The organism is Duganella vulcania (genome assembly GCF_009857655.1).
GTDB lineage: Bacteria > Pseudomonadota > Gammaproteobacteria > Burkholderiales > Burkholderiaceae_D > Rugamonas > Rugamonas vulcania.
Genome location: NZ_WWCX01000040.1, coordinates 1 through 23,710, shown reverse-complemented (window position 1 = coordinate 23,710; position 23,710 = coordinate 1). Strand labels below are relative to the sequence as shown.

Below are 23,710 nucleotides of genomic sequence, written 5' to 3'. Positions count from 1 at the left end.
ATCGTTGTTATGTGGCAACGTTGTCACCGAAGATAGCGCGCCATAAGGCCGTCACGTCGGCGGCCTGCGCGGCCACCAATTGCGGATCGACGCGCGCCAGGTCCTGGCCTTGCAGCCGTAGTTGGTGTTGTAACTTGCGCAACTGTCGATAGGCGTCGGCCACGCGCGCCGCCAGTCCCGCGTCGATCAATCCCAGCTCGCCGCACATTTTCAAAAGTGCAATGTTGCCGAAATTCGCGGTCAGTTGAGGGTAGGCCGCGGCGTGCTGCAGCACCAGGAACTGGACGATGAACTCGATGTCGATCATGCCGCCCGGATCCTGTTTCAGGTCGAACAGCGCGCTGTGATTCGGCTTGGCTTCCATCATGCGTTTCCGCATCGCAATGACTTCCTGTTTCAGCGGACCGTCGGCCGGGCGTTCCTTGCGCAGCACCGCCTCGCGGATCTGCTCGAAGCGGGCGCCGATGGCCGCATCGCCGGCGCAGAAGCGGGCGCGGGTCAGCGCCTGGTGCTCCCACACCCAGGCCGAATTGCTCTGGTACTTTTCAAACGCCGCCACGCTCGACACCAGCATGCCGCTGGCGCCGTCCGGGCGCAGCGCGGTGTCGATGTCGAACAGGATGCCGGCCGAGGTGTGCGATGTCATCCAGGTGATAAAGCGCTGCGCCAGCTTGGCGTACTGGGCCGGCGCCTCCTGGTCGCTGTCGTCGTACAGGAAGATCACGTCCAGGTCGGACACATAGCCCAGCTCCTTGCCGCCCAGCTTGCCGTAGGCGATCACCGCGAACTGCGGCACTTCGCGGTGGCGCGTGGCCACCGTCTGCCAGATCGCCTTGATGGCGGCGGCCACGATGGTGTCGGCCAGCGCCGACAGGTGGTCGGCCAGCTTTTCCACCGTCAGGTCGCCAGCCAGGTCCTGCGCCAGCAGGTGGAACAGCTGGGCGTGGTGGATTTCGCGCAGGATGTCCATCAGCCGCTCGGTGTCGCCCGGCGCCGAGGCCAGCTGGGTTTCCAGGTCGGCCGCCAGCGCCACCGGGTCGAACACGGCGTTGCGCACCCGGTCGTCCAGCAGCTCGTCCAGCAGGATGGGGTGCTGGCTGAGGAATTGCGCGGCCCAGCCGCTGGCGTGCACCATGCGGATCACCCGCGCCAGCGTGTGCGGATACTCGGTCAGCAGCGACAGGTAGGCCGAACGGCGCGCAATCGCCTCCAGGAAATCGAGCAGCCGGCCCAGCGTGGCCTGCTGGCTGCCGCCGCTGGACTCGCGCGAGCACTGGACGATCAGCGGCAGCGCCGCGTTGACCAGTCCCAGCAGCCGGTTGCGGCTGGCTTCCGGCAGCGATTGCAGGCGCGGCGCCTGCCAGGTCGAGATCAGGCGCTTGGCCGCGCCCTCGGGATCGTCGAAGCCCAGCGCGGCAAAGCGCGCCACCATGGCTTCGCGGTTGTCGGGGTCGGCGCACTCGTTGCTGGACTGCGGGTTGATGTCGCCGTCGCTGCCGCTGGTCTTGTCCGAGAACATCTCGTCGAACTGGCCGGCGACGAACTGGCGGTGGGCTTCCAGCTGGGTCAGCAGGGTGGCGGTGTCGGGCAGGCCCATCATCTGCGCCACCAGCAGGCGGTCGGCGTCGTTGGCCGGCAGCGTGTGGGTCTGGGCGTCGTCCAGGTATTGCAGGCGGTGCTCCAGATTGCGCAGGAAGGTGTAGGAAGCCAGCAGTTGATAGACGATGGCGTGGCTTAGCAGGCCTTTCTCGGCAATGATGCGCAGCGTGGTCCGGGTCGAACGGTCGCGCAGGGCGGCGTCGCGCCCGCCCCGTATCAGCTGGAACACCTGCGCCAGGAACTCGATCTCGCGGATGCCGCCGCGGCCCAGCTTGACGTTGTTGCTGCGGTCCGGATGCAGCCGCTCCTGGCGGTTCACCTCGGCGCGGATTTGCGCGTGCATGTTGCGGATGGCGTCGATCACGCCGAAATCCAGGTAGCGGCGGAACACGAACGGGCGCACGATGGCGTCCAGCGCGGCGATATCCTCGCTGCGGCCGGTGACGGCGCGCGCCTTGACCCAGGCATAGCGCTCCCACTCGCGCCCCTGGACGATCAGGTACTGCTCCACCATGTTCAGGCTGGCGGCCAGCGGACCGGAGCCGCCGTTCGGCCGCAAGGCCATATCGACGCGGAACGTGTAGCCATCTTCCGTGATCTCCGACAGGGCCGCGATCAGCTTCTTGCCCAGGCGCACAAAGAACTCGTGGTTGGACAGGCTGCGCTGGCCCGCTCCGGCCACGGTGTCGCCATCCTCCGGGTAGACGAAGATCAGGTCGATATCGGACGACACGTTCAACTCGCCGCCGCCTTGCTTGCCCATGCCCAGCACGATCAGCTCCTGCTGCTGGCCGGAATCGCGGCCGATGGGCGTGCCGTGCGCGGCCACCATCTCCGCGTAAATCTCCTCCAGGTGCCGCTGGATGGCGAAATCGGCGACGCGGGTCATGGTTTCCACCACCTCGGCCAGGTTGGCCTTGCCTTCCAGGTCGCGGCGGATCAGCACGCACACCAGCAGGTTGCGCAGCCGGCGCATGGCGCGCATCAGCGGCAGCGGCGGGGCGCCTTCGGGCACGGCGGCGGCTTCTTTTGCTAAATAATCAGCAAGATTGATCTGGGCAAGCGATAATTGCGCTAAATCATCAGCCTTGGCGGCGCGGTCGGGAGCGGCGGCCAGCCAGCGCTGGTAAAAACGTGAGACGGTGGGTGCAATCATTGGCAACGTGTTTCCTGATGCAAAGTTGGTCGGTAACGGCAAAGTAACGCTCTGTAAAGCATGTAAAACCGGCGCGGGTCTGCCCTAAGTGGCGCTGTCTCGCACGGGGGATACGGTAGAATTGCTACGCAGGCATAAAAGCTTGAAACCGAGTTTAGCGATTTATTTGACGCATGGCCTGATTTATTAGCTTATTGATGCAAAAACCAGAAGAGGAGACTGTGACAGGCGAGGGCCCTTTGGCTGCGCGCTGGCATCGGATTCGTGCCGCCTATCGTTTCTGCAACCTGGCCACCCACCATGTGCTCGGCTTCACGCTGAAGCTGTTCCTGCTGCTGTATTTCGCCTTCGCCATCCTGTTCCTGACGCTGCGCTACGCGGTGCTGCCGAATATCGACCACTACAAGGGCGACATCGAGCGCGCCGCCAGCAGCGCGGTGGGCAATCCCGTCACCATTTCCCGCATCTACGCCTCCTGGCGCGGCCTGCGCCCCAGCCTGTTCCTGGGCGACGTGGTGCTGCACGACCAGCTGGGCAACCAGGCGCTGGCCTTGCCGAGCGTGTCGGCCACGATCTCGTGGTGGAGCGTGCTGGCGGGCGCGGTGCGCTTCGAATCGCTGGAGCTGGTGCGCCCCGAGCTCGACGTGCGGCGCGAGGCCGACGGCCGCCTGTATGTGGCCGGCATCTATATTGACCTGCGCAAGCCGAGCGACGGCAAGGGCGCCGACTGGCTGCTGTCGCAGCGCGAGATCGTCATCCGCGAAGGCCGCCTGCGCTGGACCGACCTGCAGCGCAGCGCGCCGCCGCTGGCGCTGGAAGGCGTCAACATCGCGCTGCGCAACCAGTGGCTGCACCACCAATTTGCGCTGAAGGCCACGCCGCCGGCCGCGCTGGCCGCGCCGCTCGACCTGCGCGCCGACTTCACCCATCCCGCCTTCGGCGCGCGCGTGTCCAACGTGTCGATGTGGAAGGGCGAGGTCTACACCGACCTGCGCGACACCGACTTGCAGGCCTGGAAGCCATGGCTGGATTTCCCGTTCGAGCTCAACAGCGGCGGCGGTTCGCTGCGCGCCTGGATCAGCATCGAGCAATCGCGCCTGACCAGCTTTACCGCCGACGTCGGCCTGCGCGACGTGTCCGCCGTGCTGGGCAAGGATTTGCCGGTGTTGGACCTGCGCCAGCTGACCGGCCGCCTGGCCGCCCGCGAAGACATCCCGGCCACCGCGCCGCTGGTCCGCAAGGGCGGCGAGCGTCCGCGCTTCGGCGCGCTGGGCCACAGCATCGAGCTGAGCAACCTGACGCTGACCACCAGCGACGGCCTGGTGATGGCGCCCACCTCGCTGTCCGAACACTACACCCCGGCCGCCGGCGCCAAGCCGGAGCGCTACGAAGTGCGCGCCCGCCAGCTGGACCTGCAAACCATGGCCGGCCTGGCCGAGCGCCTGCCGCTGACCGAGCACCAGCGCAAGCTGCTGGCCGACATGGCGCCGCGCGGCCTGCTGCAGAATTTTTACGCCGAATGGCAGGGCACTTTCCCGGCCCTGCAGACCTACCGCCTCAAGGGCGACCTGGTCGGCCTGGGCCTGAAGCCGCAGCCGCCGCGCCTGGCGCAGCCCAAGACCGCGAAGACGCCGGCCATCGCCGGCATGCCCGCCATCCCCGGCTTCGACAATTTGACCGGCGCCATCGACGCCACCGAGAAGGGCGGCAGCTTCAGCCTGGCTTCGGAGCAGCTGGTGCTGCAAATGCCGGACTACTTCAGCGAACCGTCGATGCCGTTCGACCACCTGAACCTGAAGGCGCGCTGGTCGTTCGAGCCGGACAACCAGCTGCTGTTCGAGATCGACAGCATGGACTTCCTGCAGCAGGGCCTGAGCGGCACGCTGCAAGGCTCGCACCGCATGCCGCTGGCCGGCAAGGGCGTCGGCAATGTCGACCTGACCGGCACCTTGAACGGCTTCCAGATCAACCGCATCGACAACTACCTGCCGATGCAGACGCCGCACGACCTGCGCGCCTGGCTGACCGGCGCGCTGGAAGGCGGCGTCGCCAGCGAGGTCACGGTGCGCCTGCGCGGCGACCTGGCGCACTTCCCCTTCCACAGCGAGGCCGACAAGGCGCGTGGCGAATTCCGCGTGGCCGGCAAGCTGACCGAGGGCAAGCTCAATTATTCGCCGAGCCACTTCCTGCACGACGGCAAGGAGCTGGGCAAGGATGGCAAGCCGCTGCCGCTGTGGCCGCAGGCCGAGCACATCAAGGGCAGCTTCGCGTTCGACCGCGCCCGCATGGAGATACGCGGCGACACCGCCACCACCGGCGGCGTCGCGCTGTCGGGCGTGAAGGCGGTGATCCCCGATTTGACGCTCCACGATTCGATGCTGGAAATCGACGGCAACGCGGCCGGGCCGATGCAGGAATTCCTCAAGTACGTGGCCAACAGCCCGGTGCTGGAATGGATCTCGCACTTCACCGACGAGACCCAGGCCAGCGGCAACGCCAAGCTGGCGCTGAGCCTGCGCCTGCCGCTGTCGCACCTGATCGACGCCAAGGTGCAGGGCGCGCTGCAACTGATGAACAACGACATCACGCTGATGAACGACCTGCCGCCGGTGCTGGCCTCGCAGGGCAAGATCGAGTTCAACGAGCACGGCGTCAACCTGAACCAGCTGTCGGGCGCCTTCCTGGGCGGGCCGGTCAGCATCACCGGCGGCAGCCAGAAGGACAACTCCATCGTCGTCAAGCTGGGCGGCATGATGACGGCCGACGGCTTCCGCAAGACCTATCCGATGCCGGCCATGCAGCGCCTGGCCAGCCACTTCTCGGGCGCCACGCGCTACAGCGGCACGGTCACGGCGCGCGACCACCAGGTGGTGGTGGCGGTCGACTCCACCTTGAGCGGCCTCGGCATCGAACTGCCGGCCCCGGTCCGGAAGGCCGCGCCGGACGCGATGCCGGTGCGCTTCGTGCTGACCAGCGCGCTCACGCCGGACGCCGCCGGCGCCATCCACGACGACATGCGCATCGGCCTGGGCACCAACATCGCCGCGCGCTACCAGCGCCAGAAATTCGGCAAGGCGCCGTGGAAGCTGGTGCGCGGCGGCATCGGCGTCAACACGCCCGCGCCCGAGCCCGACAGCGGCATGGCCTTCAATATCAGCCTGCGCGCGCTGAACGTCGACTCGTGGCTGGACTTCGGCAACGAGATCGCCGGCAAGGCCGACAGCGCGCCATCCACCGCCGACAGCGCCGACATCGCCCAGTACGTGATGCCGGACTCCATCGCCGCGCGCGCCAGCGAGCTGGTAATCGGCGACCGCAAGCTGGAGAACGTGGTGGTCGGCGTCAGCCGCCAGAAAACGGTGTGGCAGGCCAGCGTCGATTCCAGCCAGGCCAACGGTTACGTGACGTGGAGCGAACCGTCCACCGGCCAGGGCCTGGGCAAGGTGACGGCGCGCCTGTCGTCGCTGGTGATCCAGGAGTCGGCGTCGAAGGACGTGCAGGATCTGCTGGACGGCAAGAGCGCGGCCGCCACCATCCCGGCGCTGGACGTGGTGGTCGAGCGCTTTGAATTGTTCAACAAGCCGCTGGGCCGGCTGGAACTGCAGGCCAGCAACGCGCAGATGCAGAACGCCCGCGAATGGCGCATCGGCAAGCTGTCGCTGGCCAATCCGGACGGCGAGTTGAAGGGCACCGGCAAATGGGTCACCAAGGATGGCGCCCACACCACCAGCCTGAACTTCAACCTCGACATCGCCGACGCCGGCAAGTTGCTGGACCGCTTCGGCTTCGCCGGCACGGTCAAGAACGGCAAGGGCACGCTCAACGGCGACATCGCCTGGAAGGGCCTGCCGTATTCGCTGGACCTGCCGAGCCTGTCCGGCGACATCAAGCTGAACGTCGAGAAGGGCCAGTTCCTCAAGCAGGACCCGGGCGCCGCCAAGCTGCTCGGCGTGCTCAGCCTGCAAGCGCTGCCGCGCCTGCTCAAGCTGGACTTCCACGATGTGTTCTCGGAAGGCCTGGCGTTCGACGGCATCACCGCCAACGCCGCCATCAACCGCGGCATCGCCAAGACCGACAACTTGAAAATGCACGGCGTCGCCGCCACCGTGCTGATGGACGGCAGCGCCGACATCGCCAACGAAACCACCAACCTGCATGTGGTGGTGATCCCGGAAGTGAACCTGGGCACGGCGCCGCTGGTGTACGCGCTGGCGGTCAATCCGGTGATCGGCCTGGGCAGCTTCCTGGCGCAGCTGTTCCTGAGTGCGCCGGTGATGAAGGCCTTGACCTATCATATGCAGGTCACCGGGCCGTGGAAGGCGCCGGTGGTGACCAAGCTCGACGCATCCAAAGTGGAAGTGCCCGCCAAGGGCGCCAATTGAACGGGACCATCATGAACACAGTCGCCGCAGTACAAATGATTTCCTCGCCGTCCGTGACGGACAACATCGCCACCGCGCGCCGCCTGGTCACCCAGGCCGCCGAGGCCGGCGCCACGCTGGTGCTGCTGCCGGAATACTGGGCCATCATGGGCCTGAACGACAGCGACAAGGTGGCCGTCGCCGAGCCGCTGGGCCAGGGGCCGATCCAGGACTTCATGTCCGCGCTGGCTAAGGAGCTGGAAATCTGGCTGATTGGCGGCACGCTGCCGCTGGCGTCCGACGATCCGGAAAAAGTCGTCAACACCACGCTGGTCTACAACCCGCAGGGCGAGCACGTGGGCCGCTACGACAAGATCCACCTGTTCGGCTTCACCAAGGGCACGGAGTCGTACAACGAAGCGAAGACCATCGTGCCGGGCAAGCATGTCGGCGTGTTCGAGGCGCCGTTCGGCAAGGTCGGCATGTCGGTCTGCTACGACCTGCGCTTCCCCGAGCTGTACCGCGCGATGGGACCGGTGTCGCTGATCGTCGTGCCGGCCGCGTTCACCTACACCACCGGCCACGCGCACTGGGAGATCCTGCTGCGCGCGCGCGCCATCGAGAACCAGTGCTACGTGCTGGCGGCGGCGCAGGGCGGCAACCACCCGAACGGCCGCCGCACCTGGGGCCACAGCATGCTGATCGACCCGTGGGGTACGGTCAAGGCCGTGCTGGCCGAGGGCGAGGGCGTGGTCCACGGCGACATCGATTTGATGTTCATGGACAGCGTGCGCCAGAGCCTGCCGGCACTGAAGCACCGGACCATGTGAACTCCGCTACAATTGCATCACATTCTTAGAAGACACTATCATGAAGCCATTTGAACCGAACCTGTCCACCCTGGCCGTGGCGCGCGACATCCTGCTGACGCCGTTCGGACTGGACGAAGCCAAGCTGCTCAAGACGCTGGGCTCGATGTTCACGCACAAGGTCGACTACGCCGACCTGTATTTCCAGTTCACCAAGAACGAGGGCTGGAGCCTGGAAGAGGGCATCGTCAAGACCGGCAGTTTCTCGATCGACCAGGGCGTCGGCGTGCGCGCCGTGTCGGGCGACAAGACCGCCTTCGCCTACTCGGACGACATCTCCGAAGCGGCCCTGATGGACGCGGCCTCGGCCACGCGCACCATCGCCCGCGCCGGCGCCGGCAAGATCAAGGTGGCCGGCGCGATGACGCCGACCGGCGGCCGCTCGCTGTACCTGCCCAACGACCCGCTGGCCTCGCTGGACGCGACCGCCAAGGTCAAGCTGCTCGAACGCGTGGAAAAAATGGCGCGCGCCAAGGATCCGCGCGTGGTGCAGGTGATGGCCAGCCTGGCCGGCGAATACGACGTGGTGCTGGTGGTGCGCAGCGACGGCGTGCTGGCGGCCGACATCCGCCCGCTGGTGCGCGTGTCGCTGACGGTGATCGTCGAGCAGAACGGCCGTCGCGAGATGGGCTCGTCCGGCGGCGGCGGCCGCTACGACTACGGCTACTTCAGCGATGCGCTGCTGGAGCAATACGCGACCGACGCCGTCAGCTCGGCGGTGGTCAACCTCGATGCGCGTCCGGCCCCGGCCGGCCCGATGACCGTCGTGCTGGGACCAGGCTGGCCCGGCATCCTGCTGCACGAGGCGATCGGCCACGGCCTGGAGGGCGACTTCAACCGCAAGGGTTCGTCGACCTTCTCCGGCCGCATCGGCGAGCGCGTCGCCGCCAAGGGCGTGACGGTGGTGGACGACGGCACGCTGGCCGACCGCCGCGGCTCGCTCAACATCGACGACGAAGGCAACCCGACCCAGTGCACCACGCTGATCGAGGATGGCATCCTGAAAGGCTACATCCAGGACACCATGAACGCGCGCCTGATGAAGATGCCGGTGACCGGCAACGCCCGCCGCGAATCGTTCGCCCACCTGCCGATGCCGCGCATGACCAACACCTACATGCTGGGCGGCGACAAGGACCCGGCGGAAATCCTGGCCTCGGTCAAGAACGGCCTGTACGCGGTCAACTTCGGCGGCGGCCAGGTCGACATCACCAACGGCAAGTTCGTGTTCTCGGCCAGCGAGGCCTACATGATCGAGGACGGCAAGGTGACCTACCCGGTCAAGGGCGCCACCCTGATCGGCAACGGCCCGGAAGTGCTGAACCGCGTCTCCATGATCGGCAACGACATGCGCCTGGATCCGGGCGTGGGCGTGTGCGGCAAGGAAGGCCAGAGCGTGCCGGTGGGCGTCGGCCAGCCGACCCTGCGCATCGACGGCGTGACGGTCGGCGGCACGGCCTGAGCCACGGATAGCCATAAGCTTATAGCCATAAACTGCTTGCCAATCCGCGAACAATAGCGTTATAGTCGTTTAAACACCACACGGAAACCCGTTCATGACCCGCTTCTTCTTTACCGGCCATTTTTACTTTAGCAATTCCAACCCAAAGGCGGTGGAGTAGCGGCCGGTACACGTAGAAGCAAAAACGAGTTCCTGCAAATTCCAAAAAAACCGCCTTCCGAGGCGGTTTTTTTTTAATGTTTTTTTGAACTTTCACCCTTAGCTCAATTGGAGAACAGCATGCCCCGTACCGATGATTTGCGCATCCGCGAAATGAAGGAATTGACGCCGCCGTCCCACCTGATACGCGAATTCGCATGCACCGAGCAAGCCGAGCAGACCGCCGCCGACGCCCGCGTCGCGCTGCACCGCATCCTGCACGGCCAGGACGACCGCCTGATGGTGGTGATCGGCCCGTGCTCGATCCACGATCCCAAGGCCGCGATGGAATACGCGCGCCGCCTGGTGGTGCTGCGCCGCGAACTGTCGGCCGACCTGGAGATCGTCATGCGCGTGTACTTCGAGAAGCCGCGCACCACGGTCGGCTGGAAGGGCATGATCAACGACCCGTACATGGACAGCAGCTTCCGCATCAACGACGGCCTGCGCATGGCGCGCCAGCTGCTGCGCGACATCAACGAGCTGGGCCTGCCGGCCGGCACCGAATACCTGGACGTGATCAGCCCGCAATACATCGCCGACCTGATCAGCTGGGGCGCGATCGGCGCCCGCACCACCGAATCGCAGGTGCACCGTGAGCTGGCCTCCGGCCTGTCGTGCCCGGTCGGCTTCAAGAACGGCACCGACGGCAACGTCAAGATCGCGGTCGAGGCGATCAAGGCCGCCTCGCAGCCGCACCACTTCTTGTCGGTGACCAAGGGCGGCCACTCGGCCATCGTGTCCACCAACGGCAACGAGGATTGCCACATCATCCTGCGCGGCGGCAAGGCCCCCAACTACGACGCGGCCAGCGTCGACGAAGCCTGCAAGGCCATCGCGGCCCAGGGCCTGGCGGCGCGCCTGATGATCGACGCTTCGCACGCCAACAGCTCGAAGAAGCCGGAGAACCAAGTGCCGGTGTGCGCCGACATCGGCCGCCAGGTGGCGGGCGGCGACAACCGCATCGTCGGCGTGATGGTGGAATCGCACCTGGTGGCGGGTCGCCAGGACCTGGTGCCCGGCAAGGAACTGACCTACGGCCAGTCGGTCACCGACGGTTGCATCGACTGGGATAGCAGCGTGCAAGTGCTGCAGGACCTGGCCGCCGCCGTGCGCCAGCGCCGTCTTGCCACCCAGGCGGCGGAGGCCGCTTCCAAGTAACAAAACGTAGCGCCGTTACACTCCAGATACAAAGGGACCCAATTGCCATATGGGTCCCTTTGTTTTTGCGGATTGCTAGCAATACTGTTGTAAGAACCACGAATGTGACACGAGTTCGATTGACGTTGACTTCCTCGCATGTTTTTATGTAAAGCACGGACGGTGTCCCGGAACACCTTCCTGCGTTAGCTCACCAGTCCCATCCAAAACTTGCGACCTGTTGCCATCCCGGCGGCGGGCGTCGGACCGGTGCATCCAAAAATAATAGCGGAGGTTAGTCATGATTCAAGAAACAGTGTTGGCGCGTTCCCTGCGGTTGATGTTCTCGGGCGGCGCCCTGGCCGGACTGGGCCTGCTGGCCCTGCCGGCGATGGCGCAGGACGCGCCGGCCAGCGGCCAGGCCGCGCAGCCGATGCAGCGCGTCGAGATCACCGGCTCGGCCATCAAGCGCATCGCCAAGGAGGGCGCGCTGCCGGTGCAAGTGCTGACCAGCGCCGACATCAAGCAGAGCGGTGCCACCTCGGCGACCGATTTGATCCAGATGCTGCCGTCGATGCAGGGCTTCGTGCCGGCGTCCAGCTCGGTCAACGGCGGCGGCGCCGGCGTCACCACGGCCTCGCTGCACTCGCTGCCGTCGAAGTACACACTGGTGCTGCTGGACGGCCAGCGTCTCGCGCCCAGCCTGCTGGGCACCGGGCAGGGTGGCGGCTACGCCGTCAACATCGAGAGCATTCCGCTGGAGGCGGTGGAACGGGTCGAGATCCTCGGCGACGGCGCCTCGGCGCTGTACGGCTCGGACGCGATCGCCGGCGTGGTCAACTTCATCCTGAAAAAGAACCTGACCAAGGGCGAGGCCTACGCCACCTACGGCCAGCCGCGCAAGTCAGGCGGGCGCTGGTCCAGCGCCGGCCTGACCAAGGGCTGGGGCGACCTCGACACCGACAAGTTCAACATCCTGTTCTCGTACAGCCACGACGAGCAGCAGCGCCTCACCGCGCTGCAGCGCGACTTCTCGGCGCAGGGCGCCTTCTTCAAGTTCGGCAGCGGCGGCAAGCAGTACTGGTTCGACCAGCGCACCGGCAACACCGAGCCGGCCAACATCACCTTCAACGTGCGGCCGCGCGGCTCGGCCGATACGGTCGAGACCAGCGGCGTGGCGATCAATCCCTACCTGGCCGCGCGCGGCAATTGCGGCAGCCCGCTGGCCGGCCCGCTGGGCGCGCAGTGCCGCTTCAACTACGGCGCCACCGTCGAGGACGTACCCGGCTCGCGGCGCGACAGCGGGCTGTTGAAAGGCACCTGGCAGCTCAACGAGGACACCAAGCTGTGGGGCGAACTGGTGCTGTCGAGCTATTCGATGACGGCGCAGTACGCGCCGTCCGCGCAACCGATGGGCATCAATTCCACCGACCGCTTCCCGCAGCTGTACCAGCGCTACATCCAGCCCTACCTGGACGCCAACAACCTGGAGAACCCGACCGGCGACGCCACGCTGGGCTACCGCTCGGTGCTGATCGGCGGCCGCGCCGACGAGTACATCACCGATGCCCGCCACTTCGCGCTCGGCATCGACGGTAACGCCTGGGGCTGGAACTACAACGCCAGCCTGATCCTGTCGCAAAACAAGATCAAGGACAACGCCGCCGGCGGCTACTCGGACTTCGACAAGCTCAACGCGCTGGTGGCGTCGGGCGTCTACGATCCGGTGATGGGCACCGGCGCCGACCAGCTGCGCGGCGCGCTGGTCAACGGCACCACCTTCTCGACCAACACCTCCAAGCTGAACACGCTGCACGCGGGCGCGCAGCACGACCTGTTCAGCCTGCCGGGCGGCACCTCGATCGTCTCGCTGGGCGGCGACTATTCCAAGACCCGCTACCAGATCGCCTACCATCCGACCATCCTGGCCAACTCCGGCTACGTCAGCCAGCCGGCCTCGGCCAACTACCCGGTGGGCGGCAACTACGGCCAGGTGCCGTTCGACGCCCGCCGCGACAACTGGGGCGTCTACGGCGAGGTGCTGCTGCCGCTGGCCAAGACCTTCGAAGCCACCGTCTCGGGCCGCTACGACAGCTACGACAAGACCCACAGCGAGTACATCTTCGCCAAGCTGGCCGACGCCAGCGGCCTGCGGCCGCGGCTGCCGTCCGGCGAGGTCGGCAACTCCTTCAGCGCCGGCACCTACAAGGTCAGCGCGCGCTGGACCCCGGTCGAGACGCTGCTGCTGCGCGCCGCCTACGGCACCGGCTTCAAGACGCCCAACATCAGCGACATCGCCGGCGCGCCGACCTTCTACGGCAGCACCGCCGGCAGCTACGCCTGCCCGTTCCCCGGCTCGCCGGGCTGCCAGGTGGGCCAGGCCCAGTATGACCTGCTGACCGGCCCGAACGGCGCCAGCGGCAGCGAGGGCTTGCAGCCGGAAAAATCCAAGCAGTGGACGCTGGGCGGCCGCATCGAGGCGCTGCGCGGCCTGTCGCTGGGGCTGGACTTGTGGAATGTGCAGATCCGCAACCAGGTGCTGTCGGCCGGCGTGCCGGAGCAGGTCGGCTTCGCCAACCCGCAGCAGTACCAGCGCCTGTTCGTCAATCCGTATCCTGATCCGGCCGGCTACACGACGATCGGCTACCTGCAGGCGCCGATCAACGGCGGCGTCGCCAACTACCGCGGCGTGGACTGGGACTTCAGCTACCGCAACAAGTCGCCGTTCGGCGACTGGAAGGCGGCCTGGACCGGCACGTACATGATCAAGCAGAACTACACCACCCAGGCCGGCGGCGACATCAACTCCGACCTGGGCCGCTTCGGCCCGGACAACGGCGTGGTGTTCCGTGTACAAAGCAACCTGGCGCTGAGCCTGACCAACGGCAAGCTCACCAACACGCTGACGGCGCACTACAAGTCGGGCTACCACGACCAGGCCTATCCGGCGGACACGGCCATTTTCGCCGTCAACCCGGACGGCAGCGTGGGCGAGCCGGTGGCCTTCGACGGCCTGTGGACGCCGTCGTACACCACCTTCGACTGGCAGGGCAAGTATGACTTCGGCCGCTTCTCGCTGACCGCGGGCATCAAGAACCTGTTCGACCGCAATCCGCCGCTGACCCTGCAGAACGCCGGTGGCGGCAACCAGCTCGGCTACGACGGACGCTACACCGATCCGGCCGGGCGCTCGTTCTACCTGACCGGCAACTACAAGTTCTGACGCCCCAAAGAAAAACCCCCGGCGCAGGCCGGGGGCTCAGGATTGCAGCTAAGGCTTAGAACTTGTACGAAGCGTTCACGTAGAAAGTACGGCCCAGTGGATCGGTATAGCGGCCGTCGTAGCCCACCTGGTTGCCGCCGCCCGAGTTACGCACGGACAGTGGAGGGTCCTGGTCCAGCAGGTTCTTGATGCCGGCGGTCAGGGTCAGGTTCTTGATGTAGTCGGCCTTGATCTGGTAGTCGACCGTGGTGTACGACTTGACGTCGCGTACCATGGCGGACGGGGCGCCGATGCTGCCATCGTCCTTGACCACGCGCACTGCAGCGTCATCCTCGGTCAACGGCTTGTCGTGGTAGCCGCTGCGGTAGTTGACGGTCAGCGAGTTGGTCATCTTGTCCGACGATTTCAGCGAGAACACCACCTTCGAGATCACGCGGAACACCACGTCGTCGTAGGAGTTGAAGCGGCCGATGCCTTTCTCCACCCCCAGGCTTTGACCGGTGCTCGGGTCCGGCACGTCCTGTTCAGCCTTGAGCATGTAGGTACCGGTCCAGTTCACGCTGGCCTTGCCGATCGGCGTGGCCGAGCGGAAGGTGGTGTCCCAGTCCAGGCCGCGGAAGTGCGACGTCGCCAGGTTCAGCGGTTTGCGGATCGCCACCAGCACATTGCTCTTCTGGATAGGGTCGGCGTACACGGCGATGTACTGGTTGGCCAGCACCGGCATGGTGTACAGCTGGTCCTGCGAGTAGGTGCGGATCTGGTTCTTCAGCTTGACGTCCCACATGTCCAGGCCGAACGACAGCATGGTGTTCGGTTCCAGGCGGAAGCCCAGCGTGGCCTGCTTGGATTCCTCCGCCTTCAGCGCGCCGGCGCCGGTGGCCGGATTGCCCACGTCGAGCAGCGCGTATTCCGACGAGCCGGGACGGCAGTACTTGGAGCGCGGATCGGTCGGGGCCGTGATCGGGCAAGGGAAGGGGTTCGACGAGCCGGCGTTCTTCAGCGGATCGGCGATGTTGTTCATCGTCGGCGCCTTGAAGCCGGTGCCGTACGAGCTGCGCAGCAGCAGTTGCTGGGTCGGGGTGTAGCGCACCGACAGCTTGTAGGTGGCCTTGGCCACATCCTCGCCGACCTTGCCCGATGGCGAAGCCTTGCCGGCGGTGTCATAGCTGACGTTTTTCTTGTCGACGGCGGCGTAGCTGTCGTAACGCACGGCGGCGGTGGCTTCCAGGTTCTTGGCGACCGGCATCAGCAGCTCGCCGAACGCGCCCCAGTTGGTGCGGCTGGCGTCAAGCGCCTGGGCGCCGGTGCCGCCGCCGATTTCCACGTCGGTCCAGCCTGGATTGCCGGGGCCGGGGCCCATGGCGATCTGCGATGGCGTGTCCTGGTAGGTCTGCTTGGTGAAGTCCGCGCCCACGCCCAGCGAGGCGGCGCCGCCCGGCAGGTCGAACACTTCGCGCGACGCGTGCGCGCCGATCACGTCGATCTTGGATTTGGTCACGTCCAGCTGCTGGTGCAGCACGGCCGGCGCCAGCACCGCGGCGGCGCCGCTGTTGGAGACGAAGGGATTGTAGGCGCCGGTGCGGACCAGCTCCTCGAACTTGTTGCCGCTCATGTAGCCGGCCAGCGCCTGGTCGGTCTGCTTGTTCTGGGAGTGGGTGTAGGTCGCGCCCATGTCCCAACCGGCGTACGAGCTGTCGACGCCCAGCACGAAGTGGGCCGCGTCGGTGCGGTATTCGTCGGTGCGGCCGCCGGCGTCGGCGCCGCGGTAGTTCCACAGCACGTCGGTGACGTCGGCCGGATTGATCTTCTGGCTCGCCAGCAGCGGCACGATGGTCGAGTTGTAGGCGCCGATGTAGTTCTGGTTGACGGTCTTGACGTGGGTGTCCGGATCGGTGGTGAACACGGTCAGCGGCTGGGCGGCCGGCGCGTAGCGCGCGGTGCTGGCGAACTTCGACAGCACCAGTTCGCTGAACACGGTGGTTTCTTTACCGAGGCGCAGCTTGCCCGATGCGAACAGGCTGTCGCGCTTCAGTTCCGGCAGCAGCTGCACGGTGGCGGGGAAGTCGAAACGGCAGGCGCCGTTGCGCGGGAAGGTGTTGGGCTGGGTGCAGGAACCCTTGGTCAGCAGGTCGGTGTTGAGCACGACATCGTCTTTGGCGGTCTGCACCTCGACGTTGGCCGGGGTCGAGTTGATACTGGTTTGCCAGGTCGCGTACTGCTTGCCGTTTTCAGTGAAGCGGCGCGCGCCGGTCTTGGCGAAGTCGCGCTGGCTGGCGTTCAGTTCCTTCTGCTCGTCGTGGCTGTAGGCCAGCAGCACGTTGTAGCCGTCGGTTTCCAGGTCGCCGAAACCCTTGGTGATCGAGATGTTGCCGCTCTTGCCGCCCGCTTTCTGCGGGATGTCGAAGGTGCCTTCGATGGTCAGGTCGCGCACGTTCTTTTTCAGGATGAAGTTGACCACGCCGGCGATCGCGTCCGAGCCGTACAGGGTCGAGGCGCCGTCGGTCAGGATCTCGACGCGCTCGACGGCTGACAGCGGAATGCTGGCCAGGTTGACCGCGCTGCCGGTGCCGTAAGGCGCCATGCGGCGGCCGTTGAGCAGCACCAGCGTGTACTGGGTGCCGATGGCGTGGATCGACGCGGTCTGCACGCCGGCGCCGCCGCCGTTGATCGAGGTCGACGAGGTGATGAAGCCCTGCATCGACGGCAGCTGCGCCACCAGGTCGGCCACGTTGTTGGCGCCGCTTTGCTCGATGTCCGCGCGGGTCAGCGTCTGGACCGGCAGCGAACCTTCCTTGGCAATGCGTTTGATCGACGAACCGGTGATCTCGACGCGGGCGACGTTGTTGGCGTCGCTCGTTTGCGCGACCGCCGCATGCATCCCCAGGGCCAGGCCGCTGGCACACAACAGACGCACGGACCGCGCCAATACTGTTTCAACCATCATTATCTTTCTCTCCCATGTAAAAACGATAAACCCCAGAGGTCTTCTGAATCTTGTGAAAAGAATCATGTATTCTTCACCGCTTCATCAGAGCATCCGCCCGTATTTACTGTCAATGATGGAAACATTTATTAATGGACAAAAAGACGCCGCCGCCCGCGCCGGCGGATTGGCATCAATTTCAAGCGAAATGCGCTCTAATTTGGTGCATTTGGTGTTGCAATGTACAAAAGGTTGTTTATTTTGTAAAAAGAAGGGAAAGTATGGCGTGGCCGTCGTCGGTGTGCAACACGTTGGTGCACGCGCGGCGTCGTGAACCTGGTTTAGGTGCGATACAAAACGTTACATTAATGCGACAGTCAAGGCCGCCATCAACGCAAAAAGCCCCGTCTTCCGAAAAAGACGGGGCTGCAAGGTCATCGGCCGGGCGCCGATGGTCCGGGGCTTAGAACTTGTATGCTGCGGTCAGGTAGAAGGTGCGGCCCAGCGGATCGGCGTAGCGGCCGTCGTAGCCCACCTGGTTGCCGCCGCCCGAGTTACGCACCGAGAACGGTGGGTCCTGGTCCAGCAGGTTCTTGATGCCGGCGGTCAGGGTCAGGTTCTTGATGTAGTTGGCCTTGATCTGGTAGTCCACGGTGGTGTACGACTTGACGTCGCGCTCCATCGCCGCCACGCCGCCGATGCTGCCGTCGGCGTTGACCACGCGGACCGCTGCGTCGTCGGCGGTGAAGATCTTGTCGTGGTAGCCGGAACGGTAGTTCAGGGTCAGCGAGTTGGTCATCTTGTCGGAGGTCTTCAGCGCGAACACGACCTTGCTGATGACGCGGAACACCACGTCGTCGTAGGAATCGAAACGGCCGATCGATTTTTCCGTGCCGACGCCAGGAACGTCCTGCTCAGCCTTGAGCATGTAGGTACCGGTCCAGTTCACGCTGGCCTTGCCGATCGGCGTGGCGGCGCGGAAGGTGGTGTCCCAGTCCAGGCCGCGGAAGTGCGAGGAGGCCAGGTTCAGCGGTTTGCGCACGGCCACCAGCACATTGCTCTTCTGGATAGGGTCCGCATACACGGTGATGTACTGGTTCGCCAGCACCGGATTGGTGAACAGCTGGTCCTGCGAGAAGGTGCGGATCTGGTTCTTCAGCTTGACGTCCCACATGTCCAGGCCGAACGAGATCATGGTGCTTGGCTCCAGGCGGAAGCCAACGGTCGCTTGCTTGGACTCCTCGGCCTTCAGCGCGCCGTCGCCGGTGGCAGGGTTGCCGCTGTCGAGCAGGCCGTATTCCGATGCGCCCGGACGGCAGTAGACAGCACGCGGATCCGGTGCTTTGACCGGGCACGGGAAGTTGTTCGACGAGCCGGCGTTCTTCAACGGGTCGGCGATGTTGTTCATCGTCGGCGCCTTGAAGCCGGTGCCGTAGGAGCCGCGCAGCAGCAGCGCCTGGGTCGGCGTGTAACGCACGGCCAGCTTGTAGGTGGCCTTGGCCACGTCTTCGCCGACCTTGCCCGATGGCGAAGCCTTGCCGGAGGTGTCGTAGCTGACGTTTTTCTTGTCGACGGCGGCGTAGCTGTCGTAACGCACAGCGGCGGTCGCTTCCAGGTTCTTGGCGACCGGCATCAGCAACTCGGCGAAACTACCCCAGTTGTTGCGGCTGGCGTCGAGCGCCTGCGAGCCGGTGCCGCCGCCGATTTCCACGTCGGTCCAGCCTGGATTGCCTGGGCCGGGGCCCATGGCGATCTTCGATGGCGTGTCCTGGTAGGTCTGCTTGGTGAAGTCCGCGCCGACGCCCAAGGCTGCTGCGCCGCCCGGCAGGTTGAACACTTCACGCGAAGCGTGCGCGCTGACCACGTCGATCTTGGACTTGGTCACGTCCAGTTCCTGGCGCAGCACGGCCGGCGCCAGCAGCGCGGAGGCGCCGCTGGTGGAGACGAACGGGTTGTACGCGCCGGTGCGGACCAGTTCCTCGAACTTGTCGCCGCTCATGTAACCGGCCAGGGCGCGGTCGGTCTGCTTGTTTTGCGAATGGGTGAAGGCGCCGCCGACATCCCAGCCCGCGTACGAGCTGTCGATGCCGATCACGAAGTGGGCCGCGTCGGTGCGGTACTCGTCGGTACGGCCGCCGGCGTCGGCGCCGCGGTAGTACCACAGCGCGTCGGTGACGTCGTTCGGGTTGATCTTCTGGCCCGGCAGCAGCGGCACGACGCTCTTGTTGTAGGCGCCGATGTAGCTGTTGTTGATGGTCTTCACGCCCGTCACCGGATCGGTGCTGAACACGGTCAGCGGCTGGGCGGCCGGCGCGTAGCGCGCGGTGTTGGTGAACTTCGACAGCACCAGTTCGGTGAACACGGTGGTGTCCTGGCCGAGGCGCTTGGTGGCGGAGGCAAAGACGCTGTCGCGCTTCAGCTCAGGCAGCAGCTGGACCGTGGAAGCATAGTCGAAACGGCAGGCGCCGCTGCGCGAGAAGGTGTGCGGCTGGGTGCAGGAACCTTTGTTGAGCAGGTCGGTGTTGAGCACCACGTCGTCGTCGGCGGTCACCACTTCGACGTTGGCCGGGGTCGAGTTGATACTGGTTTGCCAGGTGGCGTACTGCTTGCCGTCCTTCGTGAACTTTTGCACGCCGGAGTTGGCGAAGTTGCGCTGGCTGGCGTTCAGTTCCTTCTGCTCGTCGTGGCTGTAGGCCAGCAGCACATTGTAGCCGTCCGCTTCCAGATCGCCGAAGCCTTTGGAGATGGCGATGTTGGTGCTCTTGCCGCCCGATTTCTGCGGCGCGTTGACGGTGCCTTCGATGGTCAGGTCGCGCTGGTTCTTTTTCAGGATGAAGTTGACCACGCCGGCGATCGCGTCCGAGCCGTACAGGGTCGAGGCGCCGTCGGTCAGGATCTCGACGCGTTCGACGGCCGACAATGGAATGCTGGCCAGGTTGACCGCGCTGCCGGTGCCGTAAGGCGCCATGCGGCGGCCATTGAGCAGCACCAGCGTGTACTGGGTGCCGATGGCGTGGATCGACGCGGTCTGCACGCCGCCGCCGCCGCCGTTGACCGAGGTCGACGAGGTGATGAAGCCCTGCATCGACGGCAGCTGCGCGACCAGGTCGGCCACGTTATTGGCGCCGCTTTGCTCGATGTCCGCGCGGGTCAGCGTCTGCACCGGCAGCGAACCTTCCTTGGCGATACGTTTGATCGACGAACCGGTGATCTCGACGCGGGCGACGTTGTCGCTGTCGCTCGTTTGCGCGAATGCGGCGTGCATCCCCAGGGCCAGGCCGCCGGCGCACAACAGGCGTACAGAGCGGGACAATACAGTTTCAACCATCATTATTTTCTTGCTCCCATTTGAAAACGGTAAACACAGGGGTGTGATTTGTTTTTTTTATCGGCGGTGTCTTGCCGCTTGAAAAAAACACCAACGTTCTTTTCATCTGGTCATCAGATCATTGGGCGACATTTACTGTCAACGGACAAGCTTTCATAGGGATATCTAATTGTTATTCTTTACGGGATAGCAACAATGCGCCAAAATAGGGGTGAAAAACGCTCTAATTTGGTGCATCCGGCAAAAAAATGAGGAATAACGTTGATTTATCATCAAAAAAGAATCGAATATCTGGTGATATCGTCGGTTAGCCGCAACAAGTTGGTGCGATGCAATTTTATGAACCTGTCTTCATGCCGACACGAAGCGTTACATTTATGCCACAAGCGCCCCCGTCACGGCCGCATCGAGGTTGCCTGCGAGTAAGTCGATGTTAGTTAATGGCTATCGGGCGATGATTCCGGCGGCGGAAAATTTGCTGTATTGTTCGAGCACTTACCAAGGGCTCGAGGACGTCTATGCAGCGCATCAAATTCGCCGCCGTCGTGGCCGCCGCGTGCTGGTCGCTGGCGGCACTGGCGGCGGCGCCGGTCAAAACCCTGCGCTACATCCTGCCGGCCGCCGAGGCCAGCTTCGATCCGGCGCTGGGGCGGGACCTATATACCGGCCACATCACCGAAGCCATCTTCGAGACCCTGTACACCTACGATTACCTGGCGCGCCCGGTCAGGCTGGCGCCCGAGACGGCCGCCGCGCTGCCGGAAGTGTCGGCCGACGGCCGCAGCTATCTGATCCGCCTGAAGCCCGGCATCCACTTCACGCCCGATCCCGCGTTCGGCGGCAAGCCGCGCGAGCTGACCGTGGCCGATTACGTCTACTCATGGAAGCGGCTGTTCGACCCCAGGCTGGCCTCGCCCAACAGCTGGCTGTTGGAGGGCAAGGTCGTCGGCCTGGACGCGCTGGCCGAGCGGGCCAGGCAGACCGGCCATTTCGACTACGACGCCGACGTGCCCGGCCTGGAGCAGGTCGACCGCTACACGCTGCGCATCCACCTGACCCACACCGACTTCAGCCTGGGCATGATCCTGGCCTATGCACCGCTGGCGGCGGTGGCGCGCGAGGTGGTGGAGAAGTACGGCGACAGCAAGGGCGAGGTGGCCGGCCATCCGGTCGGCACCGGCGTCTACCGGCTGGGCCAGTGGATACGCGGCAGCCGAATTGTCCTCGAGGAAAACACCGGCCACCGCGCCGAAACCTGGGATTTCGCGCCCAGCGCCGAGGACCGCGCCGACGACGAGCGCATCGTGCGCCAGATGAAGGGCAAGAAGATCCCGCAGATCGGCCGCATCGAGATCAGCATCCAGCTGGAGGACCAGTCGCGCTGGCTGTCCTTCACCAGCGGCGAGGCCGACCTGTTCTGGCTGGACGGCCCGCTGGCGCCCAAGGGCCTGGTCGACGGCAAGCTGCGGCCGGAGCTGGCGGCGCGCGGCATCCAGCTGTCGCGCATCGTCGATCCGGTGCTGACCTATTACTACTGGAATATGCGCGACCCGGTGGTGGGCGGCTTCGGCAAGGAGAAGATCGCCCTGCGCCGCGCCATCGCCATGGCGCACGACGTCGACGAGGAAATCCGCCTGGTGCTCAACAGCGAGGGGCGGCGGCTGGTGTTCCCCATTCCGCCCGGCGTGGTCGGCCACGATCCGGATTACCAGGGCCTGCTGCGCTACGATCCGGTGCTGGCCAACCAGCTGCTGGACCGCTACGGTTATAAAAAGGGCGCCGACGGCTGGCGCACCCAGCCCGACGGCAAGCCGCTGCTGATCCGCTATACCTCGCGCAACGAGGCGGCCGGCGTGCTGATGGCCGAGCTGTGGCGCAAGACCTACAACCGGCTCGGCATCCGCATGGAAAACCAGCGCATGATCTTCAGCGACATCCAGCAGGCCGAGATGCTGTGCAAGCTGCAGACCCGCACCTACCAGTGGCTGGCCGACTATCCCGACGGCGACAACTTCATGCAGCTGTTCTACGGGAAGAACATCAACCAGAACAACAATGGCTGCTACCAGGACGCGCAGTTCGACCAGTGGTACGAAGCCAGCCACGGCATGCCGCCGGGCCCGCAGCGCGACGCGCTGTACCGCAAGATGGCGCGGCTGCTGGAAGTGCAGGCGGCGGCCATGCCGGCCTACTCGCGCTACCGCAGCATGCTGGCGCAACCGGGCGTGCTGGGGTATAAGAAGCATCCCATCCTGCATCAGGAATGGAAGTACATCGATATCGAGCGCAAGGACCACGAATGATTGCCTATGTAGTGCGCCGCCTGTGGCAGATGCTGCCGACCATGCTGGGCGTGGTGCTGCTGGTGTTCGTGCTGTTTAACTGGGTGGGCGGCGACCCGGCCTTCATCCTGGCCGGCAAGATGGCCAACGCCGAGAGCATCGCCAACATCCGCCGCCAGCTGGGCGTGGACCAGCCGTACTACGTGCAGCTTTGGATCTTCGTCAAGCAGATCGCCAGCTTCGACTTCGGCCTGAGCTGGGCGACCGGCGAGCCGGTGTCGCACATCATCGCCACGCGGCTGGGGCCGTCGCTGACGGTGCTGCTGCCGCTGACGCTGCTCGAGACGCTGCTGGGCATCGCGCTGGCGCTGGGCGTCGCCTTCGTGCGCGGCTCGCTGACCGACCGCGCGGTGATGATCGCCTGCACCGTCGGCATGTCGGTCAGCATCCTGGTGTACATCATCGTGTTTCAGTACGGGCTGGCGTACAAGCTGGGCCTGTTCCCGGTGCAGGGCTGGGGCGAGGGCTTTTGGGAGAACCTGCTGCGCTACGCCACCTTGCCCATCCTGATCGGCCTGGCCGTCTCGATCGCGCCGACCCTGCGGCTGTACCGCAGCTTCGTGCTGGACGAGGTCGGCCAGGACTACGTGCGCACCGCGCGCGCCAAGGGCCTGGGCGAGCGGCGCGTGATGTGGGTGCACGTGCTGCGCAACGCCGCCATCCCCATCATCACGCACGTCATGGCCAACCTGCCGGCGCTGTTGATCGGCGCCTTCCTGCTGGAGCGTTTCTTCGGCATCCCCGGCATCGGCCGCGAGGTGATCCTGGCGGTGGAGCGCAGCGACTTCCCGGTGATCAAGGCGATCACCGTCTACGTGGCGGCGGCCACCATGGTGTTCAACCTGCTCACGGACCTGATGTACCAGGCGGTCGATCCACGGGTGCAGCTGACATGACGGCCATCGTGCATAACGCCTCGCCCGGCTTGTGGCGCCTGGCCTGGCGGCGCCTGCGCGCCGACCGCGTGGCGATGGCGTCGCTGGCCGTGGTGGCGGCCTTCCTGCTGATGCTGGTGCTGTCGGCCAGCGGCTTGATCGTGGCCGATTGGGAGCGGGAGGTCGGCGTCAACTACGCGCCGCCCGGTTTTGCCGGCGCCGCGCCGGCGATGC

At 65.4% G+C, this 23,710-nt stretch carries 12 protein-coding genes and 1 pseudogene; 9 read left to right on the top strand and 4 right to left on the bottom strand.

What is annotated here, in order from left to right; translation table 11 throughout:
* Window positions 1–7: 7 nt before the first annotated feature.
* Entirely contained in the window at window positions 8–2,755 is a 2,748-nt protein-coding gene (gene glnE / locus GTP90_RS20130; protein WP_161085204.1) for a bifunctional [glutamate--ammonia ligase]-adenylyl-L-tyrosine phosphorylase/[glutamate--ammonia-ligase] adenylyltransferase, read from the bottom strand.
* 197 nt (window positions 2,756–2,952) lie between these two features.
* Here glnE and GTP90_RS20125 point away from each other — a divergent pair, with 197 nt between their 5' ends.
* Genes GTP90_RS20125 through tldD form a run of 3 tightly spaced genes read left to right on the top strand, consistent with a single transcriptional unit; the run spans window position 2,953 to window position 9,447 of the window.
* Window positions 2,953–7,137, top strand: a complete 4,185-nt coding sequence (locus GTP90_RS20125; protein WP_161085203.1) for a YhdP family protein — start codon at window positions 2,953–2,955, stop codon at window positions 7,135–7,137.
* A gap of 11 nt (window positions 7,138–7,148) precedes the next feature.
* Complete coding sequence (locus GTP90_RS20120; protein WP_161085202.1) at window positions 7,149–7,946, top strand: carbon-nitrogen hydrolase family protein; 798 nt, start codon at window positions 7,149–7,151, stop codon at window positions 7,944–7,946.
* A gap of 40 nt (window positions 7,947–7,986) precedes the next feature.
* Window positions 7,987–9,447 carry a metalloprotease TldD gene (gene tldD, locus GTP90_RS20115; RefSeq protein ID WP_161085201.1) on the top strand — a complete coding sequence of 487 codons (1,461 nt, stop codon included), beginning with the start codon at window positions 7,987–7,989 and terminating at the stop codon, window positions 9,445–9,447.
* A 19-nt stretch (window positions 9,448–9,466) separates the two neighbouring features.
* Here tldD and GTP90_RS20110 read toward each other — a convergent pair whose 3' ends face one another.
* Complete coding sequence (locus GTP90_RS20110) at window positions 9,467–9,703, bottom strand: hypothetical protein (RefSeq protein ID WP_161085200.1); 237 nt, start codon at window positions 9,701–9,703, stop codon at window positions 9,467–9,469.
* 23 nt (window positions 9,704–9,726) lie between these two features.
* Here GTP90_RS20110 and aroG point away from each other — a divergent pair, with 23 nt between their 5' ends.
* Window positions 9,727–10,806 (top strand): 3-deoxy-7-phosphoheptulonate synthase AroG, encoded by a 1,080-nt coding sequence (gene aroG / locus GTP90_RS20105; protein WP_161085199.1) that lies wholly within the window; start codon window positions 9,727–9,729, stop codon window positions 10,804–10,806.
* A 280-nt stretch (window positions 10,807–11,086) separates the two neighbouring features.
* On the top strand, window positions 11,087–14,008 hold the full coding sequence (locus GTP90_RS20100; RefSeq protein WP_161085198.1) for a TonB-dependent receptor domain-containing protein: 2,922 nt from the start codon (window positions 11,087–11,089) through the stop codon (window positions 14,006–14,008).
* A 55-nt stretch (window positions 14,009–14,063) separates the two neighbouring features.
* Here GTP90_RS20100 and GTP90_RS20095 read toward each other — a convergent pair whose 3' ends face one another.
* Window positions 14,064–16,922, bottom strand: a complete 2,859-nt coding sequence (locus tag GTP90_RS20095; protein ID WP_371875093.1) for a TonB-dependent receptor domain-containing protein — start codon at window positions 16,920–16,922, stop codon at window positions 14,064–14,066.
* A 94-nt stretch (window positions 16,923–17,016) separates the two neighbouring features.
* Between GTP90_RS20095 and GTP90_RS20090 the strand changes: the two genes are divergently transcribed.
* Window positions 17,017–17,265 (top strand): hypothetical protein, encoded by a 249-nt coding sequence (locus tag GTP90_RS20090; protein WP_161085196.1) that lies wholly within the window; start codon window positions 17,017–17,019, stop codon window positions 17,263–17,265.
* 129 nt (window positions 17,266–17,394) lie between these two features.
* Here the strand turns inward: GTP90_RS20090 and GTP90_RS20085 are convergent, their stop codons facing one another.
* On the bottom strand, window positions 17,395–20,244 hold the full coding sequence (locus GTP90_RS20085) for a TonB-dependent receptor domain-containing protein (protein WP_254451959.1): 2,850 nt from the start codon (window positions 20,242–20,244) through the stop codon (window positions 17,395–17,397).
* Between the two features lie 533 nt (window positions 20,245–20,777).
* Here GTP90_RS20085 and GTP90_RS20080 point away from each other — a divergent pair.
* From GTP90_RS20080 to GTP90_RS20070, 3 genes and pseudogenes are all read left to right on the top strand, one after another.
* Window positions 20,778–22,562 carry an ABC transporter substrate-binding protein gene (locus tag GTP90_RS20080; protein ID WP_161085194.1) on the top strand — a complete coding sequence of 595 codons (1,785 nt, stop codon included), beginning with the start codon at window positions 20,778–20,780 and terminating at the stop codon, window positions 22,560–22,562.
* Window positions 22,559–23,497, top strand: coding sequence for an ABC transporter permease (locus tag GTP90_RS20075; protein ID WP_117013199.1), 939 nt, complete (start codon window positions 22,559–22,561; stop codon window positions 23,495–23,497). Before GTP90_RS20080 ends, GTP90_RS20075 begins: the two co-directional genes overlap by 4 nt.
* Window positions 23,494–23,710, top strand: a pseudogene (locus GTP90_RS20070) (ABC transporter permease); the annotation flags it as partial. The gene GTP90_RS20075 and the pseudogene GTP90_RS20070, both read left to right, overlap by 4 nt.

Coding starts and splice junctions, on each gene's coding strand:
- GTP90_RS20080 (WP_161085194.1), top strand. CDS start 20,778: ATGCAGCGCATCAAATTCGCCGCCGTCGTGGCCGCCGCGTGCTGGTCG.
- tldD (WP_161085201.1), top strand. CDS start 7,987: ATGAAGCCATTTGAACCGAACCTGTCCACCCTGGCCGTGGCGCGCGAC.
- GTP90_RS20120 (WP_161085202.1), top strand. CDS start 7,149: ATGAACACAGTCGCCGCAGTACAAATGATTTCCTCGCCGTCCGTGACG.
- GTP90_RS20125 (WP_161085203.1), top strand. CDS start 2,953: ATGCAAAAACCAGAAGAGGAGACTGTGACAGGCGAGGGCCCTTTGGCT.
- GTP90_RS20090 (WP_161085196.1), top strand. CDS start 17,017: ATGTATTCTTCACCGCTTCATCAGAGCATCCGCCCGTATTTACTGTCA.
- GTP90_RS20075 (WP_117013199.1), top strand. CDS start 22,559: ATGATTGCCTATGTAGTGCGCCGCCTGTGGCAGATGCTGCCGACCATG.
- aroG (WP_161085199.1), top strand. CDS start 9,727: ATGCCCCGTACCGATGATTTGCGCATCCGCGAAATGAAGGAATTGACG.
- glnE (WP_161085204.1), bottom strand. CDS start 2,755: ATGATTGCACCCACCGTCTCACGTTTTTACCAGCGCTGGCTGGCCGCC.
- GTP90_RS20100 (WP_161085198.1), top strand. CDS start 11,087: ATGATTCAAGAAACAGTGTTGGCGCGTTCCCTGCGGTTGATGTTCTCG.